Annotated in this window: 13 protein-coding genes; 6 read left to right on the forward strand and 7 right to left on the reverse strand. The window is 65.5% G+C overall.

What is annotated here, in order from left to right; all coding sequences use genetic code 11:
- Position 1: 1 nt before the first annotated feature.
- Entirely contained in the window at positions 2-661 is a 660-nt protein-coding gene (locus GA0116996_RS19510; protein WP_012354867.1) for an AAA family ATPase, read from the reverse strand.
- A 377-nt stretch (positions 662-1,038) separates the two neighbouring features.
- Here GA0116996_RS19510 and GA0116996_RS19515 point away from each other — a divergent pair, with 377 nt between their 5' ends.
- Complete coding sequence (locus GA0116996_RS19515) at positions 1,039-1,242, forward strand: cold-shock protein (RefSeq protein WP_006159056.1); 204 nt, start codon at positions 1,039-1,041, stop codon at positions 1,240-1,242.
- Between the two features lie 114 nt (positions 1,243-1,356).
- On the opposite strand, the gene GA0116996_RS19520 is transcribed toward GA0116996_RS19515, so the two are convergent.
- Together GA0116996_RS19520 and GA0116996_RS19525 are read right to left on the reverse strand one after the other, a co-directional pair.
- Entirely contained in the window at positions 1,357-2,451 is a 1,095-nt protein-coding gene (locus GA0116996_RS19520) for a replication protein RepA (protein ID WP_012354866.1), read from the reverse strand.
- Positions 2,452-4,011: 1,560 nt separating this feature from the next.
- Complete coding sequence (locus GA0116996_RS19525) at positions 4,012-4,215, reverse strand: cold-shock protein (RefSeq protein ID WP_010811149.1); 204 nt, start codon at positions 4,213-4,215, stop codon at positions 4,012-4,014.
- Between the two features lie 432 nt (positions 4,216-4,647).
- On the opposite strand from GA0116996_RS19525, the gene GA0116996_RS19530 reads away from it, so the two are divergent.
- The 3 genes from GA0116996_RS19530 to GA0116996_RS19540 all read left to right on the forward strand — a co-directional run bounded on the left by GA0116996_RS19530 (position 4,648) and on the right by GA0116996_RS19540 (position 8,654).
- Positions 4,648-6,012, forward strand: coding sequence for an NCS2 family permease (locus GA0116996_RS19530; protein ID WP_092314920.1), 1,365 nt, complete (start codon positions 4,648-4,650; stop codon positions 6,010-6,012).
- A 678-nt stretch (positions 6,013-6,690) separates the two neighbouring features.
- A complete protein-coding gene (locus tag GA0116996_RS19535; RefSeq protein ID WP_092314922.1) occupies positions 6,691-7,161 on the forward strand; it encodes a hypothetical protein in 471 nt (156 codons plus the stop codon).
- A gap of 125 nt (positions 7,162-7,286) precedes the next feature.
- A complete protein-coding gene (locus tag GA0116996_RS19540; RefSeq protein WP_092314924.1) occupies positions 7,287-8,654 on the forward strand; it encodes a sigma-54 dependent transcriptional regulator in 1,368 nt (455 codons plus the stop codon).
- Positions 8,655-8,810: 156 nt separating this feature from the next.
- Here GA0116996_RS19540 and GA0116996_RS19545 read toward each other — a convergent pair whose 3' ends face one another.
- The 3 genes from GA0116996_RS19545 to GA0116996_RS19555 form a co-directional block, all read right to left on the reverse strand.
- Positions 8,811-9,221 carry a hypothetical protein gene (locus tag GA0116996_RS19545; RefSeq protein ID WP_243419709.1) on the reverse strand — a complete coding sequence of 137 codons (411 nt, stop codon included), beginning with the start codon at positions 9,219-9,221 and terminating at the stop codon, positions 8,811-8,813.
- 99 nt (positions 9,222-9,320) lie between these two features.
- Entirely contained in the window at positions 9,321-9,542 is a 222-nt protein-coding gene (locus tag GA0116996_RS19550) for a hypothetical protein (RefSeq protein ID WP_243419708.1), read from the reverse strand.
- A 426-nt stretch (positions 9,543-9,968) separates the two neighbouring features.
- Positions 9,969-10,166 carry a hypothetical protein gene (locus GA0116996_RS19555; RefSeq protein ID WP_243419707.1) on the reverse strand — a complete coding sequence of 66 codons (198 nt, stop codon included), beginning with the start codon at positions 10,164-10,166 and terminating at the stop codon, positions 9,969-9,971.
- A gap of 116 nt (positions 10,167-10,282) precedes the next feature.
- Here GA0116996_RS19555 and GA0116996_RS19560 point away from each other — a divergent pair, with 116 nt between their 5' ends.
- Together GA0116996_RS19560 and GA0116996_RS19565 are read left to right on the forward strand one after the other, a co-directional pair.
- On the forward strand, positions 10,283-11,338 hold the full coding sequence (locus GA0116996_RS19560) for a YihY/virulence factor BrkB family protein (RefSeq protein ID WP_375790482.1): 1,056 nt from the start codon (positions 10,283-10,285) through the stop codon (positions 11,336-11,338).
- 195 nt (positions 11,339-11,533) lie between these two features.
- A complete protein-coding gene (locus GA0116996_RS19565) occupies positions 11,534-13,135 on the forward strand; it encodes a peptide chain release factor 3 (RefSeq protein ID WP_092314932.1) in 1,602 nt (533 codons plus the stop codon).
- 90 nt (positions 13,136-13,225) lie between these two features.
- On the opposite strand, the gene GA0116996_RS19570 is transcribed toward GA0116996_RS19565, so the two are convergent.
- Positions 13,226-15,391, reverse strand: coding sequence for a TonB-dependent receptor family protein (locus GA0116996_RS19570; RefSeq protein WP_092314934.1), 2,166 nt, complete (start codon positions 15,389-15,391; stop codon positions 13,226-13,228).
- Between the last annotated feature and the right edge of the window lie 7 nt (positions 15,392-15,398).

The following is a 15,398-nucleotide window of genomic DNA, read 5'->3' on the forward strand; positions in this document are numbered from 1 at the left end:
CCTATTGCTCAATCAAAGACAACACTTCATCGACCATCATGTCGACCTCCTGCACCGCCTCGCGGGCGCCTGCCACGCCGTGGACGGTGCAGCCGATCGCCTGGCATTCGCGGAACGCCGAACGCGAGCCGATCATCGAATTCAACAGCGGGACGTCGCCATCATCGCCAAGGATTTCAATCGCCTGGCGGGCAATCGACACCCGGCGCTGGACCATATTAGCCATGACCCGGATCAGCAGCGATTCATTCTGTACTTGCGCGTGCTGGGCCAGCGTCTTGGCGGCCACTGCCGCCCACAGGTCCGGCGGGGACGGCACGACGGGAATGATGGCGAGGTCGGAAATCAGCAATGCGCTGGATGGCGCCGCCGAATGGACCGCCGGGGGGCAATCCACGACGATGTAGTCGTAATCCTGGACGAATTTGCGTACCTCGCGGTGCATGGCGCCGCCGGATGGCGCCAGCCCGATGACCGAGGCGGGGAACGGCCGCTCGTCGCTGGCTTGCGCCGCCCATCGGGTGGCGGTCCCTTGCTCGTCCATGTCGACCAGCATGGAGCGCGCGCCGCGCAAGCCCAGTGTGCCGGCAAGGTGCATGCTGACCGTCGTCTTGCCGCAACCGCCTTTCTGGTTGAAGACCGTAATGATTTTGGCTGGCACTGCGACCTCTCTTTCAGCGCTGAAAGCGCGGTGGATTCTTAAGGCGCAACTGTAGCCAAAACCAGGTGACGTATCAACCGTTTTCCAATTTAACAAAAAATGTATTTCAACACCGCGGGCGCCGAACTGTCCTTAAAACAGGGGAAATCATGCAAGTCGGTAAAATTGCTTGAAAATCGGACCGCAATGTGCCTAAAGTATCTGTAGTGCGCATTACGCCGCACATGACACCGTAATCCAAAGTGGTTATGATGCGCGCTACAGTCGAGTCAAGTCGTGTCACCTCGTCGGCTTCCGTTCGGTATCTACGAGAACTCAACGTGCTTGAACGGTTGTTTGCGTTGTGTACAAGAACTTGCTTCGAAAAGGAAATTCCTATGGCAACCGGTACGGTCAAGTGGTTCAACGAGACCAAGGGCTTTGGCTTCATTACCCCGGACGACGGTGGTGCAGACCTGTTCGCGCACTTCTCGGAAATCCAGGGCTCGGGCTTCAAGACCCTGAAGGACGGGCAGCGCGTGACGTTTGAAGTCAAGCAAGGCCCGAAGGGCCTGCAGGCTTCGGCAATCAAGCCGGCCTGATCCAGCCTCGGCTGAGCTCTCACCCGCCGCGACGCGTTCGCGGCGGGCAACAAAAAAGGCAAGCGTTTCACGCTTGCCTTTTTTGCATCCGGGCCTGCCTGCCCGTGGCAGATGTCAGCCCAGCTTGCGCACGCTGGTACGCGACGGCTGCAGGATCAGCGCCTTGGACGAATCCGCGTCCACCTTGGCACCGGGATAGACCACCAGCACGTCCTTCAGGGCCTTGCGGAACAGCGCGCGGAACTTGCGTTCGCTTTCGGTTTCCGTGCCGAACTGCATCTGCAGCGCTTCCCAGGGGATCTCGGTACGACGCTGGATCGTAAAAAACCGGTAAGTCAGCCACGAATACACGTCGAGCGCGAACGGCGACTGCTTGAGCGCCTTCAGCGCACGCATGTCCACCGGCACCGGACGGTTGACCAGCTCGTTGAAGAACGGCTCGGACAGCACCACGAAGCTCTCGAACATCGAGCCCTGGCCGGGCTGCATCGGATCCCACCAGGTCGACAGCTGGTCGGCCAGCAGGTAGCCCACGCGATCGATCGACAGCGGCTCGTGGTTGGGATTCTGGTTCTGGCTCGGCGTCGACTTGTTCTGCACGATGGCAATGGTCGCCGAGAACAGGCGGATCATCTGCTGGCGTACCAGCGTCATGGTGCCGCGCTTGCCCCCGGTGGCCATCGGGATGCCGAGGTTGTACATGAACTCCGACAGCGAATTGCCAAGCGAGATACGCCGGTCTTCCACCGTGCCGGTGAATTCGCCGCGCTTCTTCTTCGCCATGATCTCCTTGCCGATCCAGGCCAGCATCAGGCGCGGATAGGAGCCATACGGGTATCCCAGCGACACCGTTTCCGACACCAGCTTCTGGCGGCCGTTGGCGGCGCGCTCGGAGCGTTGCTGCGTGAAATAGCCCGGCTGGATCATCAGCGAGATATTGCCGCTGGTGCGGGTCCAGACCGGCGGCGCACCCTTGGGCGCGCGATATGGCAGCGTGACCTGAACGCTGGCGCGGCTGAGGAAGCCGACCTCGCCGCTTTGCCAGGCGTCTTCGCGCTCCATGGCCTGCGCTTCGTCAAACAGGCGCTGGAATTTCTCGGACGGAACCAGGTTGTTCTCGTTGCCGGGAACAATGATGCGGGAGGGTTCGGCGTCCAGGTCGAGGACGCTTCGATCCCCCGTGGCGGCCGGGGAGCGTTTGATGGGCATAGTGGCTTGCTTCGGATTACCCGCCTTTGTACTCGAAGCCGCAAAGCTTGTCACGCAGAAACAGGTACACAAGCGACCGCATTGCCCGCGGGGTTCTTGCCAGCCGGGAGGATCTAATGGCTGGTCGCATGGTGGCGGACGGTGGGCAACCCGGCAGGGTTGTCCACGGTTCGCCAGCCATCAGCTACCAGTAAACGATACCGATACGGGTTAACTACTTGTAAACCGTATACGTGAAGCCAACCCCGTTGATTCGTAAGGGGAAAACACCGCCCCGCGAACCCGATTCTGCGGCGATCCGTACCCGATTCAGCGACGGGCCGAACCCGTATCTGCGACCACCCGAACCTGTATCTGCGGCCAGCGCGAACCGGATTCTGCGGGGATAACTGCCATCGCCCACAGGCTTCTCCACAGGCAAGACCCCGCAAAGCGTACCCGATTCTGCGAGATCCTTGGCCGCCAGGCGCGCTGGAGCGCCGGTTCCCGCCCAAAAACGGTGGATAACTGCATTGCCAGGCGGTTATCCACGCAGAAACAAGTTCGCGCCCCAGTGCACAACTTGCACCTTGAACCGCGCCTGCGTACCCATTTCTGCGAAAACCCCTGCCAAAGCGTACCCGTTTCTGCGCCGGCCTCAGATCGCCTGCATCTGGATGTGTCCGCGTACCTGTTTCTGCGGCGTACCCATTTCTGCGACCGGGATCTCGTGTCTGGTTTCGCTCTCCAGCGTACCTGTTTCTGCGTACCTGGACATGAAGCGCCCCAGCAGGGCGTACCCGTTTCTGCGTCAAATCCGCCCCGTAAGCGAGCGGACCTTTAACCAAGTTTCCATTATACACGGCCACCATACAGAAAGCTAGTACTTACACTCGACGTATACGTGATGAGGCGGAGCTTCGCTGGCGCGTACCCATTTCTGCGACTCCCTTGAGGGGCCTCCGGGCATCCGTGACTTGCACCACCGCGATGTTTCGTTGGTGCGTACCCGATTCTGCGAAGGCGCATGCTGGCCAATCGGCGCAATGCCGTACCCGATTCTGCGAACGGAGGGGATGGGGAGGCACCAGAGGCCGGGTTTTGCGTCGCAACACGGGGCGTACCCGTTTCTGCGGTGACCGGCCGGGGCATGGGATGTGGATAGATCAGGCTGCGGACGGCGGCGGGAAGCGCATACCGGGACAAAAAAATTTTTCGCCGCGTACCCAATTCTGCGTGCCCCAAGGGAGGCGCAGGGCGGGGCGGCCGGCAATGCGTACCCGTTTCTGCGTGACTATTCGGCAGAAGGTGTGAGGCTCAGGGGGCAGGCCGTACCCGTTTCTGCGTGCGCTGGCCAGGCACCAGCCGCTCTGCGCTGCAGCATTGCGTACCCGTTTCTGCGACGCGGGGCAACGCGCGGCGTCTTATCACGGCGAGGAGGGTGAAAAGACGGGAAAAAAGTGGGAGGAGGGGAAGGGGAACCCGAGGCAGCACCGGGATGCTGCGACAAAAAACAAAAACCCCGCCAGGGGCGGGGTTCTTACGCTGTGCGGCGCACACCTGGTGCGCCGGGGGCAACGCTTACAGCGGGGTGATGTTCGCGGCCTGCAGGCCCTTCGGGCCATTCTTGACTTCGAACTGCACGCGCTGGTTTTCCTGCAGCGACTTGAAGCCGTCAGCACGGATTTCCGAGAAATGGGCGAAGAGGTCGTCACCACCCGCGTCCGGCTTGATAAAGCCGAAGCCCTTGGCGTCGTTGAACCACTTGACGATACCGGTTTGCATGATTTGCTTTCCAGAAAAAGGACAAAAAAGATCGCATGACGAACACGTCATCCGACACGGGGAACTCAAGGAAAGGACACCATGGACAACCGAAGTACCAGACGGTGGCTAACGAATGAACTGTTGCCTCGTCGCTTGAATCTAGGCGCGTTTATACGGGGGATTGCCGCCAGCGTCAAGATGGGGACGGCCCCATGCCCCTGCCGGCCGCGCGCGTCCCGGGACTGGCTCGCAGCGTGCGCGTCGTGGGATCATCACGCCTTTTGCATGTTGCTTATTCGTGCCCGCCGCGACGGCGCCGGGCCGCGCGGTACAGAGTACGCTTGCCGCCAGGGCGGCCGTGGGCGGCGCCACGCCCAGCCCTACCCGTCACCGGTACTGACCCACAGGTTGCCGTTGCCGCGGACACGATAAGACACCAGGAGACCATTCATGTCGATGCCGGATCCCGCTTCCAAGCCGGGCACATCCACCCCCGCAGCGCCCCACGCCGCGCCGTCGCTGCTCGAGCGGGTATTCAGGCTGCGCGAGCACCATACCGATGTCCGTACCGAGATCCTGGCCGGCATCACCACGTTCCTGACGATGGCGTACATCATCTTCGTCAATCCCTCCATCCTTGGCGATGCGGGCATGCCGAAGGACGCGGTGTTCGTTGCCACCTGCGTGGCCGCGGCGATCGGCACGCTGATCATGGGCTTCTACGCCAACTATCCGATCGCGATGGCGCCCGGCATGGGCCTGAACGCGTATTTTGCGTACACGGTGGTCAAGGGCATGGGCTTCCCGTGGGAAGCGGCGCTGGGCGCGGTCTTTATCTCCGGCTGCCTGTTCCTGCTGGTGACGCTGTTCCGCGTGCGCGAAATGATTGTCAATGGCATCCCGCATTCGATTCGCGTGGCCATCACCGCGGGCATCGGCCTGTTCCTGGCCATCGTTGCGCTGAAGAACGCCGGCATCGTCACCGCGAGCCCGGCCACGCTGGTGACCATCGGTGACCTGCACCAGCCTGCGGCGGTGCTCGCGATCGTCGGCTTCTTCGTGATCGTGGCGCTGGACCACCTGCGTGTGAAGGGTGCCATCCTGATCGGCATCCTGCTCACCACGCTGCTGAGTTTCGCCTTTGCCGGCAACACTTTCCACGGTGTCTTTTCCGCGCCGCCGTCGCTGAGCCCGACGCTGTTCAAGCTCGACATCACCGCGGCCTTGTCGATCGGCATCATCAACGTGGTGCTGGTGTTCTTCCTGGTGGAGCTGTTCGATGCGACCGGCACGCTGATGGGGGTGGCCAACCGCGCGGGCCTGCTCAAGGCCGGCAAGATGGACCGGCTCAACAAGGCGCTGATGGCCGACAGCACCGCCATCATGGCGGGCTCGTTTCTGGGCACGTCGTCCACCACCGCGTATATCGAAAGCGCCTCGGGCGTGCAGGCAGGCGGACGTACCGGCCTGACCGCAGTGACGGTGGCCGTGCTGTTTCTCGCGGCGCTGTTCATTGCGCCGCTGGCGGGAACGGTGCCGGCCTATGCCACCGCGCCGGCGCTGCTGTATGTGTCGTGCCTGATGTTGCGCGAGCTGCTGGAAATCGACTGGAACGACGTCACCGAGGTGGTGCCCGCGGTGATGACGGCGCTGGGCATGCCATTTACCTATTCGGTCGCCAATGGCGTGGCGTTCGGCTTTATCAGCTATGCGGCGCTGAAGCTGCTGACCGGTCGCGCACGCAGCGTGCCGGTGATGGTGTGGATCATTGCCGCCGTGTTCATCTTCAAGTTCTATTACCTTCCGGGGCACTGAACGGCACGCGCCGGAGCAACGACAAGTCTCTTCGGCAGGGCGGCCCCAGGGCCGCCTTTTTTTGCCGTGATGGCACGCAGCGCAGTCCGCGCAAAGCCGCTGCGTACCCGTTTCTGCGCGCGCCCGATGCGGCGGGGCTGGCGAAGCGTACCCGATTCTGCGTGCAGGCCGCGGCAGCGTTTCAGAGCTCCGGCAGAGTCATGTCCCTGCCGCGGTGGGGTGTCGGAGCGTACCCGTTTCTGCGTAGTATGTCCGCGTCGTAGGCGCGCGCAGGAGCGCATAGAAGCGCGCTGCGGCGTGCCGCTGCCAGCGCTTTCGCGTGTGTGCGCGAGGGCTCATACCAATGGATGAGATTGGCTGTAAGTCACCCACACGGGGCTGGACAAACCGCCGCAAATGCACTGAACTATAGGCGTGGCAAAGAGGGGCGCGGCAAGCGCCCCTTCTTGACTCCGGTGTATGCGGCACGGTGCCGGAGCCACGCCGGAAGCGCGTCGGCGCAATGCGCCAGGACGGCAGCGCTTTCGCGACAGAGACCGTCAATATCAATGACGGCGCCGTCCACAATCCGGGAGCGTGCGGACAACATGCGCGCCACGCAGGCAAGAAAATTCCAAGACTGAAAAGTGGTAAACGTAGACGTGCAGTGCCGGGGGATGTTGTTCAACGGGGATAATCATGACCGCAGGAGAGATCCGGCGACCCGTCATCGGGCCTGTCAGGGAGTCCAGTAACCGATCCATCCGATCTATGCGTACAGCCTGGGCTGCCGTGGGGGAGGCCGCAGGTGAAGTGCCAGCCAAACGGGTCGCGAGCGACGCTGTCACCGCGGAGATCGACGCCCTGCTTGCCGAAGACAGCGAACTCAGCGACAGCGCCCGTGCGGCGGTGTCCAACTTGCTGCGTCGCCATCGGCTGCTCGAAGGGGAACTGGCGCGCCAGCGCTCGCTGCTGCAGGAATGGATCCTCAGCCAGCTGACCTACAAGACGCTCTACTACCAATACTCCGGCCAGTCGCCGCAGGCGCCTCGCGTGGAGTTGATGCGCGAGAAGGAGGCCGTGCGGCGGCGCATCCGCGAACAGCTTCAGGCAGGGGCGGATTACCTCGCCACGCCTGACGAGGCTACTCGCAGTCTGTCCAGCTCGTGACACCGACGTCGACCGCGGGCCCATGCCCGCAGCCAGTTCAGCCCCACCGTCCGCCACGGACGCGCGCCGCTGCCGCGGCCACGGGTGCCGGCACCAAGAACAAGCCTAACGTCCGGGAGATCGTGATGGACCGACTGTGCAAGGCGCCACGCACTGCACAGCTCGTGGTCGTGTCGCGTCATGAAGATTTTGGTTTCGACCCGTCCGTGATCGGCACGGAATGGGAAATCCGCCGCGTCGCGCAAGTGCGCGACGCCGAGCGCGCGGTGCGCGCCTGCCCGCCCACTGCCGGCGTGATCGACCTGCAGTCCGACTACAGCGAGGCCGAGTTCACGCAGCTGGAACAGGCGCTGCAGTACCTGCATATCACCTGGGTGGCGATCACCTCCGATGCGATGCTGGCCAACGAGCGCGTACGGCGGATGATCCGCGACTATTGCGTCGACTACGTGCGCCTGCCATTCGCGATGCCCGAGCTGCTGTACACGCTGCGGCATGCGCGCGGCATGGCGTCGCTGCACGGCACGCGCCCGCAGGAAACCGCGTCGCGCGGCACCATGATCGGTGAATGTGCGGCGATGCGCGCGATGTTCCGCTCGCTCGCCAAGGTCGCGCACAACGAAGCGCCGGTGTTTATCTCGGGCGAGTCCGGCACCGGCAAGGAGCTGGCCGCGCAGGCGATCCACGATGCCTCGAGCCGGCGCAAGGGCCCGTTCATTGCCATCAACTGCGGCGCCATTCCCTCGCACCTGGTGCAGTCAGAGCTGTTCGGCTATGAAAAGGGCGCGTTTACCGGCGCCAACCAGCGCAAGATCGGCTGGATCGAGCAGGCCCAGGGCGGCACGCTGTTTCTTGACGAAATCGGCGACCTGCCGCTGGAAAGCCAGGTGGCGCTGCTGCGCTTCCTGCAGCAGGGCACGATCACGCGGCTGGGCGGCCACCAGTCGATCCCGCTCAACCTGCGCATCATCTCGGCCACGCACGTGGACCTGGTCGCGGCGCAGGGCGACGGGCGTTTCCGTTCGGACCTGTTCCACCGGCTGTGCGTGCTGACGTTGTCGATCCCGGCGCTGCGCGAGCGCGGCGAGGACATCCTGCTGCTGGCCAATGCGGTGCTGGCCGAGCATGGCCACGAGGCGCACCGTCGCATCCGCGGGTTCTCCGCGTGCGCGACACAGGCGATGATGCAGTACGCCTGGCCGGGCAATGTGCGCGAACTGATCAACCGCGTGCGCCGCGCCATCGTGATGACCGACAACCGCAAGATCACCGCCGAGGACCTGCAGCTGCACAACGGCGCCGAGCTGCCGCGCAAGACCCTCGATGCGATCCGCGAAGAGGCCGAGCGTGAAGCGATCCGTACCGTGATGGCCAGCCACGGCTTTCACGTGGTGCCGGCCGCGCGCGAGCTCAACGTGTCGCGCGTGACCCTCTACCGGCTCATGCACAAGCACAACATCCGTGTGGAGAGCCACGCCTCGGCAGGGGAATAGCGGCAGTCAGGGGGCATTCAGCAGCTGCGGTCGCGTGTCGGTTGCCGGCACGGCCAGTACCGCGGCCAGTAACACGGCCAGCACAGGCGCCAGCGGGAAAGGGGAACCGGCGACGTCCGCTCGCCGGTTCCACCTTTCCCCGTGCCGGCCGGCACGTCAGCGCACCACTCGCGGGGGCCTGGCGGCCCACTTCCCGTCCGCGAACCCGCCCGCGAACCCGCCGCCGGACGCGTGCGCGGGCGCGGTGGCGAGGTTCATGCTGATCTTGCCGCGCGCGCGCCGCGGCGGCTCGCAGGCATCCTGCGAAGGCCACGGCACGATGTCGCGGCGGCGCTGGCCGTCGCGTGCATGCCGCGCGGGCGGCGCCAGCGCTTCGCTGCCCGTCGTGTCCGGATCCAGCCGCAGTTCCCCCCAGGCCCAGCCGAAGCCGCGCACATAGACGTCATGACTGACCGCGGCGTGGCTGTTCGCGTGGTCGGCGTCGGGGCGGTCGAACCACGCGTAGCTGGCCGCCGCCGCGCTGCCCGAGCCAATCGCCAGCGCCGTGGCGAGCATTGCAGCTTTCATGGTCGGCATCTCCCTGTGGAAAAAAAGTGCCCGCCGGGGGACGGAACACTAATCCGTGCGGTTACGCTGGCTCGCGTGCCCGCCTGTTGTGCTGGGCCGTCATGCGCGCCGCTTGCCCGCGTGCCGGCGGCATGCCGGACTGGCCTGCGCCGGTCTGCGGATCGCCACGCAAGCCATGCCGTGCGCGCTGCGCGCGACTTGCTCGCGCGCGCGCGGATAGGGCAGCAGCGGCGCCGACACCAGGTCCATCTCTGACGGCGGCGGACCGGCCAGGCGGTATGCGCGCCGGCGCGCCGTCATGCGGGAAGGCGGGTGACGCATGTGGTGATCTCCAGCGCGCAAGGACGGGTTTGACGGAACTGGCGCAGGCCTGCACTGTGCGCCCTGGCCAAGTCAGAGCGACAAGTGTGCCAAGGGCCGCAAACGCTTGTGCCACGCGGCTTTGCGAGACAGATCGCAGTACCCGGGCGCCACTGCGCGGCGGCGCTGGACCAATTGGTTGCGCCACTGCAACGCGTTGCGCCGACGCCGTGGCGGCGCAGGCATGGCGCTGGCGTCCGCCGGCGCGCACTGGCCGGCGGCTTGCCGTGCGCCCGACGCGTGGCGCCACGGCCTCGCAGCCGTTGCACGGTTGAAACTGGCCTTACATCAGTCATGCACGCGAGTAACCGCGATGCATCGCGTCACCATGACGCTACGGTGCGTGGCCACGCAGAAACGGGTACGCGCCGGGGGCGGCGCGCGCGGTCAACGGGGCTGGCCCGAGGTGCCAGAGGGGTTGGCAGGGCTGGACGGTGTCGCAGCGGGCGCTGCCGAGGGCACGGCGCCCGAGGCGGTGCCGGAGATGGGCTTGGGGCCGGGCTGGCTGCGCTCGCAGCCGGCGCAGCCGAGCACGGCGATGATTGCCAGCACGGCCGCCGGACGTGTGCGGAGGTTGCAGGTCACGGGTGCCTCCTTGCGCCGGCGCGCGGGCAACGGATGCGCCGGCAGGTATGCCTGGTCTTACTGTAGCAGGTCGCCTGTGCCGCGCCGCGCCAGGCGCGTCTTGGGCAAGCGGCGCGATGCGCAGTATGATGAACGCAGCGCCCGCCGCGCGGGCAGGCGCAATCCATCCGCGGTCCCGCGCCGGATCGCGCCAGCACCAGGCCGTGACTGACAAGACCGAACCTTCCTCCTCGTCTGCCGCCGAAGGCGTGCCGCCGCCGCGCCGGCACCGCCCGCACTGGCTGCCCGACCGCCATACCGGGGCGCGCACGCTGCGCGTCGTGTCCGCCGCGATCACGTCGTGGTTCGCGCACCGCGCCGCCAGCAAGGGCGCGGCGCTGTCCTTCTACATGCTGTTCTCGCTGGCGCCGATCCTGGTGCTGGTGATCTCGATCGCCGGTTTGTTCTTCGGCGCCGAGGCGGCACGCGGCGAGATCTTCGCGCAGCTCGAAGGGCTGGTCGGCGACCAGGGCGCCGCCGCCATCGAGGGCATCCTGGCCGCGACGCACCGCGCCGGCGGCAGCGGCATGGCGGCGCTGATCGCGACCGGCATCCTGTTCGTCGGCGCCACCAGTGCCTTTGCCGAACTCAAAAGCAGCCTGGACGACATCTGGCACGTGCCGGTGCCCGACACTGCCGGCTGGCGCCAGTTGCTGCGCACGCGCCTGTTGTCGTTCAGCCTGGTGCTGGTGCTGGCCTTCATGCTGCTGGTGTCGTTGATCGTCAATGCGGCGCTGGCGGTGGTGGAGCGCATCTGGGGCCAGCTGTGGACGCAATCGTGGTTTGCGCCGGTGGCCGAAGTCATCTCCTCGCTGTTTTCGTTCGCGGTGGTGACCGCGCTGTTCGCGGTGATCTTCAAGATGCTGCCCAATGCGCGTATCGCCTGGCGCGACGTCACCATGGGCGCGGTCATCACCGCGCTGCTGTTCTCGATCGGCAAGCGGCTGATCGGGCTGTACCTGGGCAACAGCGCGGTGGCCTCGTCCTATGGCGCCGCCGGGTCGGTGGTGGCGCTGATGCTGTGGGTGTATTACTCGGCACAGATCTTTTTCTTCGGCGCCGAGCTGACGCGCCAGTACGCGCTGCAGTTCGGCAGCCTGCGGGGCAAGCCGGCGGACAAGCTGGCCGGGTAGCGGCAGCGCCGGAGCGGGGCGCGGGCCCGGCGGGCGGCAACGCAAATCCCGTAGCGGCGCCCAAACCGGTAAAATAACGCCCCATTCCCTTCGCGTGCCCGCAGGGCCCGGCCCTGCGGCCGCCCGCGGCGCTGCCGGCCCTGGTTCCGGCCACCGCCGGGCCATCCCAATATTTCCCAGTCTGATTCCGCTGCCGTGAGCTCGCTCGTTCCTGAAATTGCGCGTCGTCGCACCTTCGCCATCATCTCCCACCCCGACGCGGGCAAGACCACCCTGACCGAAAAGCTGCTGTGGTTCGGCGGCGCGATCCAGGTCGCGGGCGAAGTGCGTGCGCGCAAGGCCGACCGCCATGCCACCTCGGACTGGATGGAGCTGGAAAAGCAGCGCGGCATTTCGGTGACGTCGTCGGTGATGCAGTTCCCGTATCGCCGCGACAGCGCGGATGGCAAGGCGCAGGAGAACATCGTCAACCTGCTCGACACCCCGGGCCACGAGGACTTCTCCGAAGACACCTACCGCACGCTGACAGCGGTGGACTCGGCGGTGATGGTGATCGACTCGGTCAACGGCGTCGAAGCGCAGACCATCAAGCTGCTGAACGTCTGCCGGCTGCGCGACACCCCCATCCTGACCTTCATCAACAAGCTCGACCGCGAAGGCCGCTCGCCGATCGAACTGCTCGATGAAATCGAGGACGTGCTGCAGATCCAGTGCGCGCCGATGACGTGGCCGATCGGCATGGGCAAGGCCTTCCGCGGCGTGTACCACCTGATCGACGACAAGGTGCAGCTGTTCGACCCGCACGGCGACAAGGGCACGTCGGCGATCCTGGACGGCCTGGACAATCCGGAGCTGGACCGCATGCTCGGCAGCCAGGCCGAAGAACTGCGCATCGAGATCGAGCTGGTGCGCGGGGCCTCGCACACCTTCGACAAGGAGGCCTTCCTCAACGGCAAGCAGACGCCCGTGTACTTCGGCTCTGCCATCAACAACTTCGGCGTGCAGTCGCTGCTGGATGCGCTGTGCGAGCTGTCGCCGCCGCCGCTGGCGCGCAATACGGATTCGCGCGTGGTCGAGCCGCAGGAGCCGAAGTTCACCGGCTTCGTGTTCAAGATCCAGGCCAATATGGATCCGCGCCACCGCGACCGCATTGCCTTCGTGCGGGTGTGCTCGGGCCGCTTCGAGCGCGGCATGAAGCTGCTGCACGTGTCGGCGGGCAAGACCGTGGCGATCAACAACGCCATCACCTTCATGGCGCAGGACCGCAACACCACCGAAGAGGCCTACGCCGGCGACATCATCGGCGTGCCCAACCACGGCACCATCCGTCTGGGCGATGTCTTTACCGAGGGCGAGCCGCTCAAGTTCACCGGCATCCCGTCGTTCGCGCCGGAATTCTTCCGCCGCGCGCGCCTGAACAACCCGCTCAAGGTCAAGCAGCTGCAGAAGGGCTTGCAGCAGCTGGCCGAAGAAGGCGCCACGCAGATGTTCCGCCCGCTCGCCTCCAACGACCTGGTGCTGGGTGCCGTGGGCATCCTGCAGTTCGACGTGGTGGCGCACCGGCTCGAGCATGAGTACGGCGTCGACGCCATCTTCGAATCGCATGAATGCGCCACCGCGCGCTGGCTCAAGGGCACGCCGGCGGAGATCGAGAAGCTGATTGCCAAGGCCGGGCACAACGTGGCGCTGGACGGTGCCGGCGACCATGTCTACCTGGCGCCGAGCATGGTCAACCTGCGGCTGACGCAGGAACGGTTCCCGGAGCTGCAGTTCCTGGAGACGCGCGAGATCGTCTGAGCGCGCACCAAAGCTCCAAAAGCAAAACGGCTCGCAGTTGCGAGCCGTTTTGCTATCAGAAGGGGGGCGCCCCGTCAGCCTGATGTCGCCTCAATACGCCAGCGACGCCTGGATATAGAACGTCCGCGGCATGCCCACATACTTGCCGGCATTGTTGTCGGTCGAGCGCGTGAAATAGCGCTTGTCGAATACGTTCTTCACGCCCACCGCCACCTTCAGGTTCTGCGCCGCCTTGCCGAAGTCATAGCCCACGCGCAGGTTCATCAGCGCATAGCCCGGGATATCGCCCAGCGCGCCGTTGGCGCTTTCCGCGGTCTGGTAGGTGGTCGAATTGCTCGGGTCGCCCGGCGAATGCTGCTTGGACTGCGCAAAGCCATCAACATTGAACGACCAGCGGTTGCGCGCGTAGCGCATGCCCACCGTGGCCACATGGCGCGAATAGAACGGCAGGTCGCGCCCGGCGAAGTTGCCCTGGTTGTAGGTCGCTTCGGTGTAGGTATAGGTGGCGTAGGCCGACAGGCCCATCAGCGACTTGTCGAGCGCCCCGAAGTCATAGCGCAGCGACGATTCCACGCCGCGATGGGTGGTGGCGCCGAGGTTGGTCCATGCATCCGGCGCACCGCCGGTGCCGCCGCGCAGCTGCAGCTCGTCGTCGAAGTCGATGTTGAACAGCGTTAGCTCGCCGCCCCAGCCATTGGCGTTGAAGTGCGTGCCGATCTCGTAGGTCTTGGCCTTCTCCGGCGTCAGGCCATTGGTGGTCTGCGCGATCTGGAAATACTGCAGCGGACCGAACGAGACGCCGGCGTTGGCGAACAGTTTCCACTGGTCGCTGACGTGGTACATCACCGCCAGCGACGGCAGCGGCTCGTTGGACGACACGTCGCGGCGCACATTGGTAAAGCGGTCGGTCACGTTCGAGCGGATAAACTCATAGCGCAGGCCCGGCGTGATGGTCCAGTTGCCGACGTTGATGGTGTCGTCGATATAGACCGCGTTGGCGGTGGTGCCGCCGGTGCGCCACTGGTAGACCGGCGAGGGCAGGGTGGTGGCATCGACCGAACCCGGCACGTAGTACGCGGTGCGCGATGCCTGCTCGTCGCTGGCTTCGCGCAGGAAGCGGTAGCCGACGCTGACTTCATGGCTCATGCTTTCGCCGCGGAACAGCTGCGAGTAGCGCGGCTCGATCGCAAAGGTGTGGTAGTTGCGCGGCGCCGCGGTCAGGCGGCGCCGGCCGGCCTGCGCGCCGCTGCCTTCCTGCTCGATATTGCTGCCGCGGAAGCTGTCGGTGTAGTACGTCAGCACCTCGAACTTGCGGTCCGCGTCGTTGTGGCTGTATTTCAGGCTGAAGTCGTGGCGCCGTCCGCTGAAGTTGTCGTAGGGACGCACCGACTGGAATGGGTCGGCGGCATACTGCGCCGGCGTCAGGCCGCCGGGCATGCCGGCCGTGCCTTCGTAGTAGTGGAACGCGGCGCTCAGCGAGTCGGTCTTCGAGATCCGGTACGCGCCCTTGAGCAGCAGGTCGTCGATATTGACGTGGTCGTTGCTGGCGCGGTAGCCGTTGCCGTGGATGCCCGAGTACAGCAGCGCGCCGCCCAGCCCCTGCTCGTTGGTGCCGCCGATGAATGCGGTCGGGTTGGTCTTGACGTTGCCGCCGTGGCTGTAGATGTCGGTCGAGATCGAGGCATCCGCGGCGAAGGTGGTGGGGATCGGGCGCGTCACGAAGTTGATGATGCCGCCCACGTTCTGCGGGCCGTAGCGCACCGAGCCCGCGCCGCGCACCACGTCGATGGTCTCGAGGTTGCCCAGCGACAGCGGCGCCATCGACAATTGCGGCTGGCCGTAGGGTGCCACCGCCAGCGGGACCCCATCCATCAGGATGGTCGAGCGCGGCGACAGCCGCGAAGCCAGCCCGCGCACGCCCACGTTCAGCGAGACGTCGCTGCCGCCGGTGCCGTTGTTCTCCTGCACTTGCACGCCCGGAATGCGGCGCAGCACTTCCCGCACATTATTGGCGCCGGCTTCAGCGAAGGTCTCGCGGTCGACGATGGTACGCGCGCCCGGGTGCTCCAGCACCTTGGCCTCGTTGGCGTTTTCCAGCCAGTTGCCGACCACGGTGACCGGGTTCAGCGTGGCTTCGGGATTGGCGGTGGAAGTGGCGGAAGCCGGTTCCGCGGCGTTGGCCGGCAGGGCGGCGAGCTGGGCAAACAGCAGGGCGGCGCCGATGGCACCCCCGGTCAGGCGGAAAGCGGGCTGCAAGGTGAGG

It is taken from the genome of Cupriavidus alkaliphilus, from assembly GCF_900094595.1.
Taxonomy (GTDB): domain Bacteria; phylum Pseudomonadota; class Gammaproteobacteria; order Burkholderiales; family Burkholderiaceae; genus Cupriavidus; species Cupriavidus alkaliphilus.

Bases quoted from the DNA above. Each gene is read 5' to 3' on its own strand.
- GA0116996_RS19560 (WP_375790482.1), top strand. From the start codon at position 10,283: ATGCGCAGTATGATGAACGCAGCGCCCGCCGCGCGGGCAGGCGCAATC.
- GA0116996_RS19530 (WP_092314920.1), top strand. From the start codon at position 4,648: ATGTCGATGCCGGATCCCGCTTCCAAGCCGGGCACATCCACCCCCGCA.
- GA0116996_RS19520 (WP_012354866.1), bottom strand. From the start codon at position 2,451: ATGCCCATCAAACGCTCCCCGGCCGCCACGGGGGATCGAAGCGTCCTC.
- GA0116996_RS19525 (WP_010811149.1), bottom strand. From the start codon at position 4,215: ATGCAAACCGGTATCGTCAAGTGGTTCAACGACGCCAAGGGCTTCGGC.
- GA0116996_RS19535 (WP_092314922.1), top strand. From the start codon at position 6,691: ATGACCGCAGGAGAGATCCGGCGACCCGTCATCGGGCCTGTCAGGGAG.
- GA0116996_RS19540 (WP_092314924.1), top strand. From the start codon at position 7,287: ATGGACCGACTGTGCAAGGCGCCACGCACTGCACAGCTCGTGGTCGTG.
- GA0116996_RS19545 (WP_243419709.1), bottom strand. From the start codon at position 9,221: ATGAAAGCTGCAATGCTCGCCACGGCGCTGGCGATTGGCTCGGGCAGC.
- GA0116996_RS19515 (WP_006159056.1), top strand. From the start codon at position 1,039: ATGGCAACCGGTACGGTCAAGTGGTTCAACGAGACCAAGGGCTTTGGC.
- GA0116996_RS19550 (WP_243419708.1), bottom strand. From the start codon at position 9,542: ATGCGTCACCCGCCTTCCCGCATGACGGCGCGCCGGCGCGCATACCGC.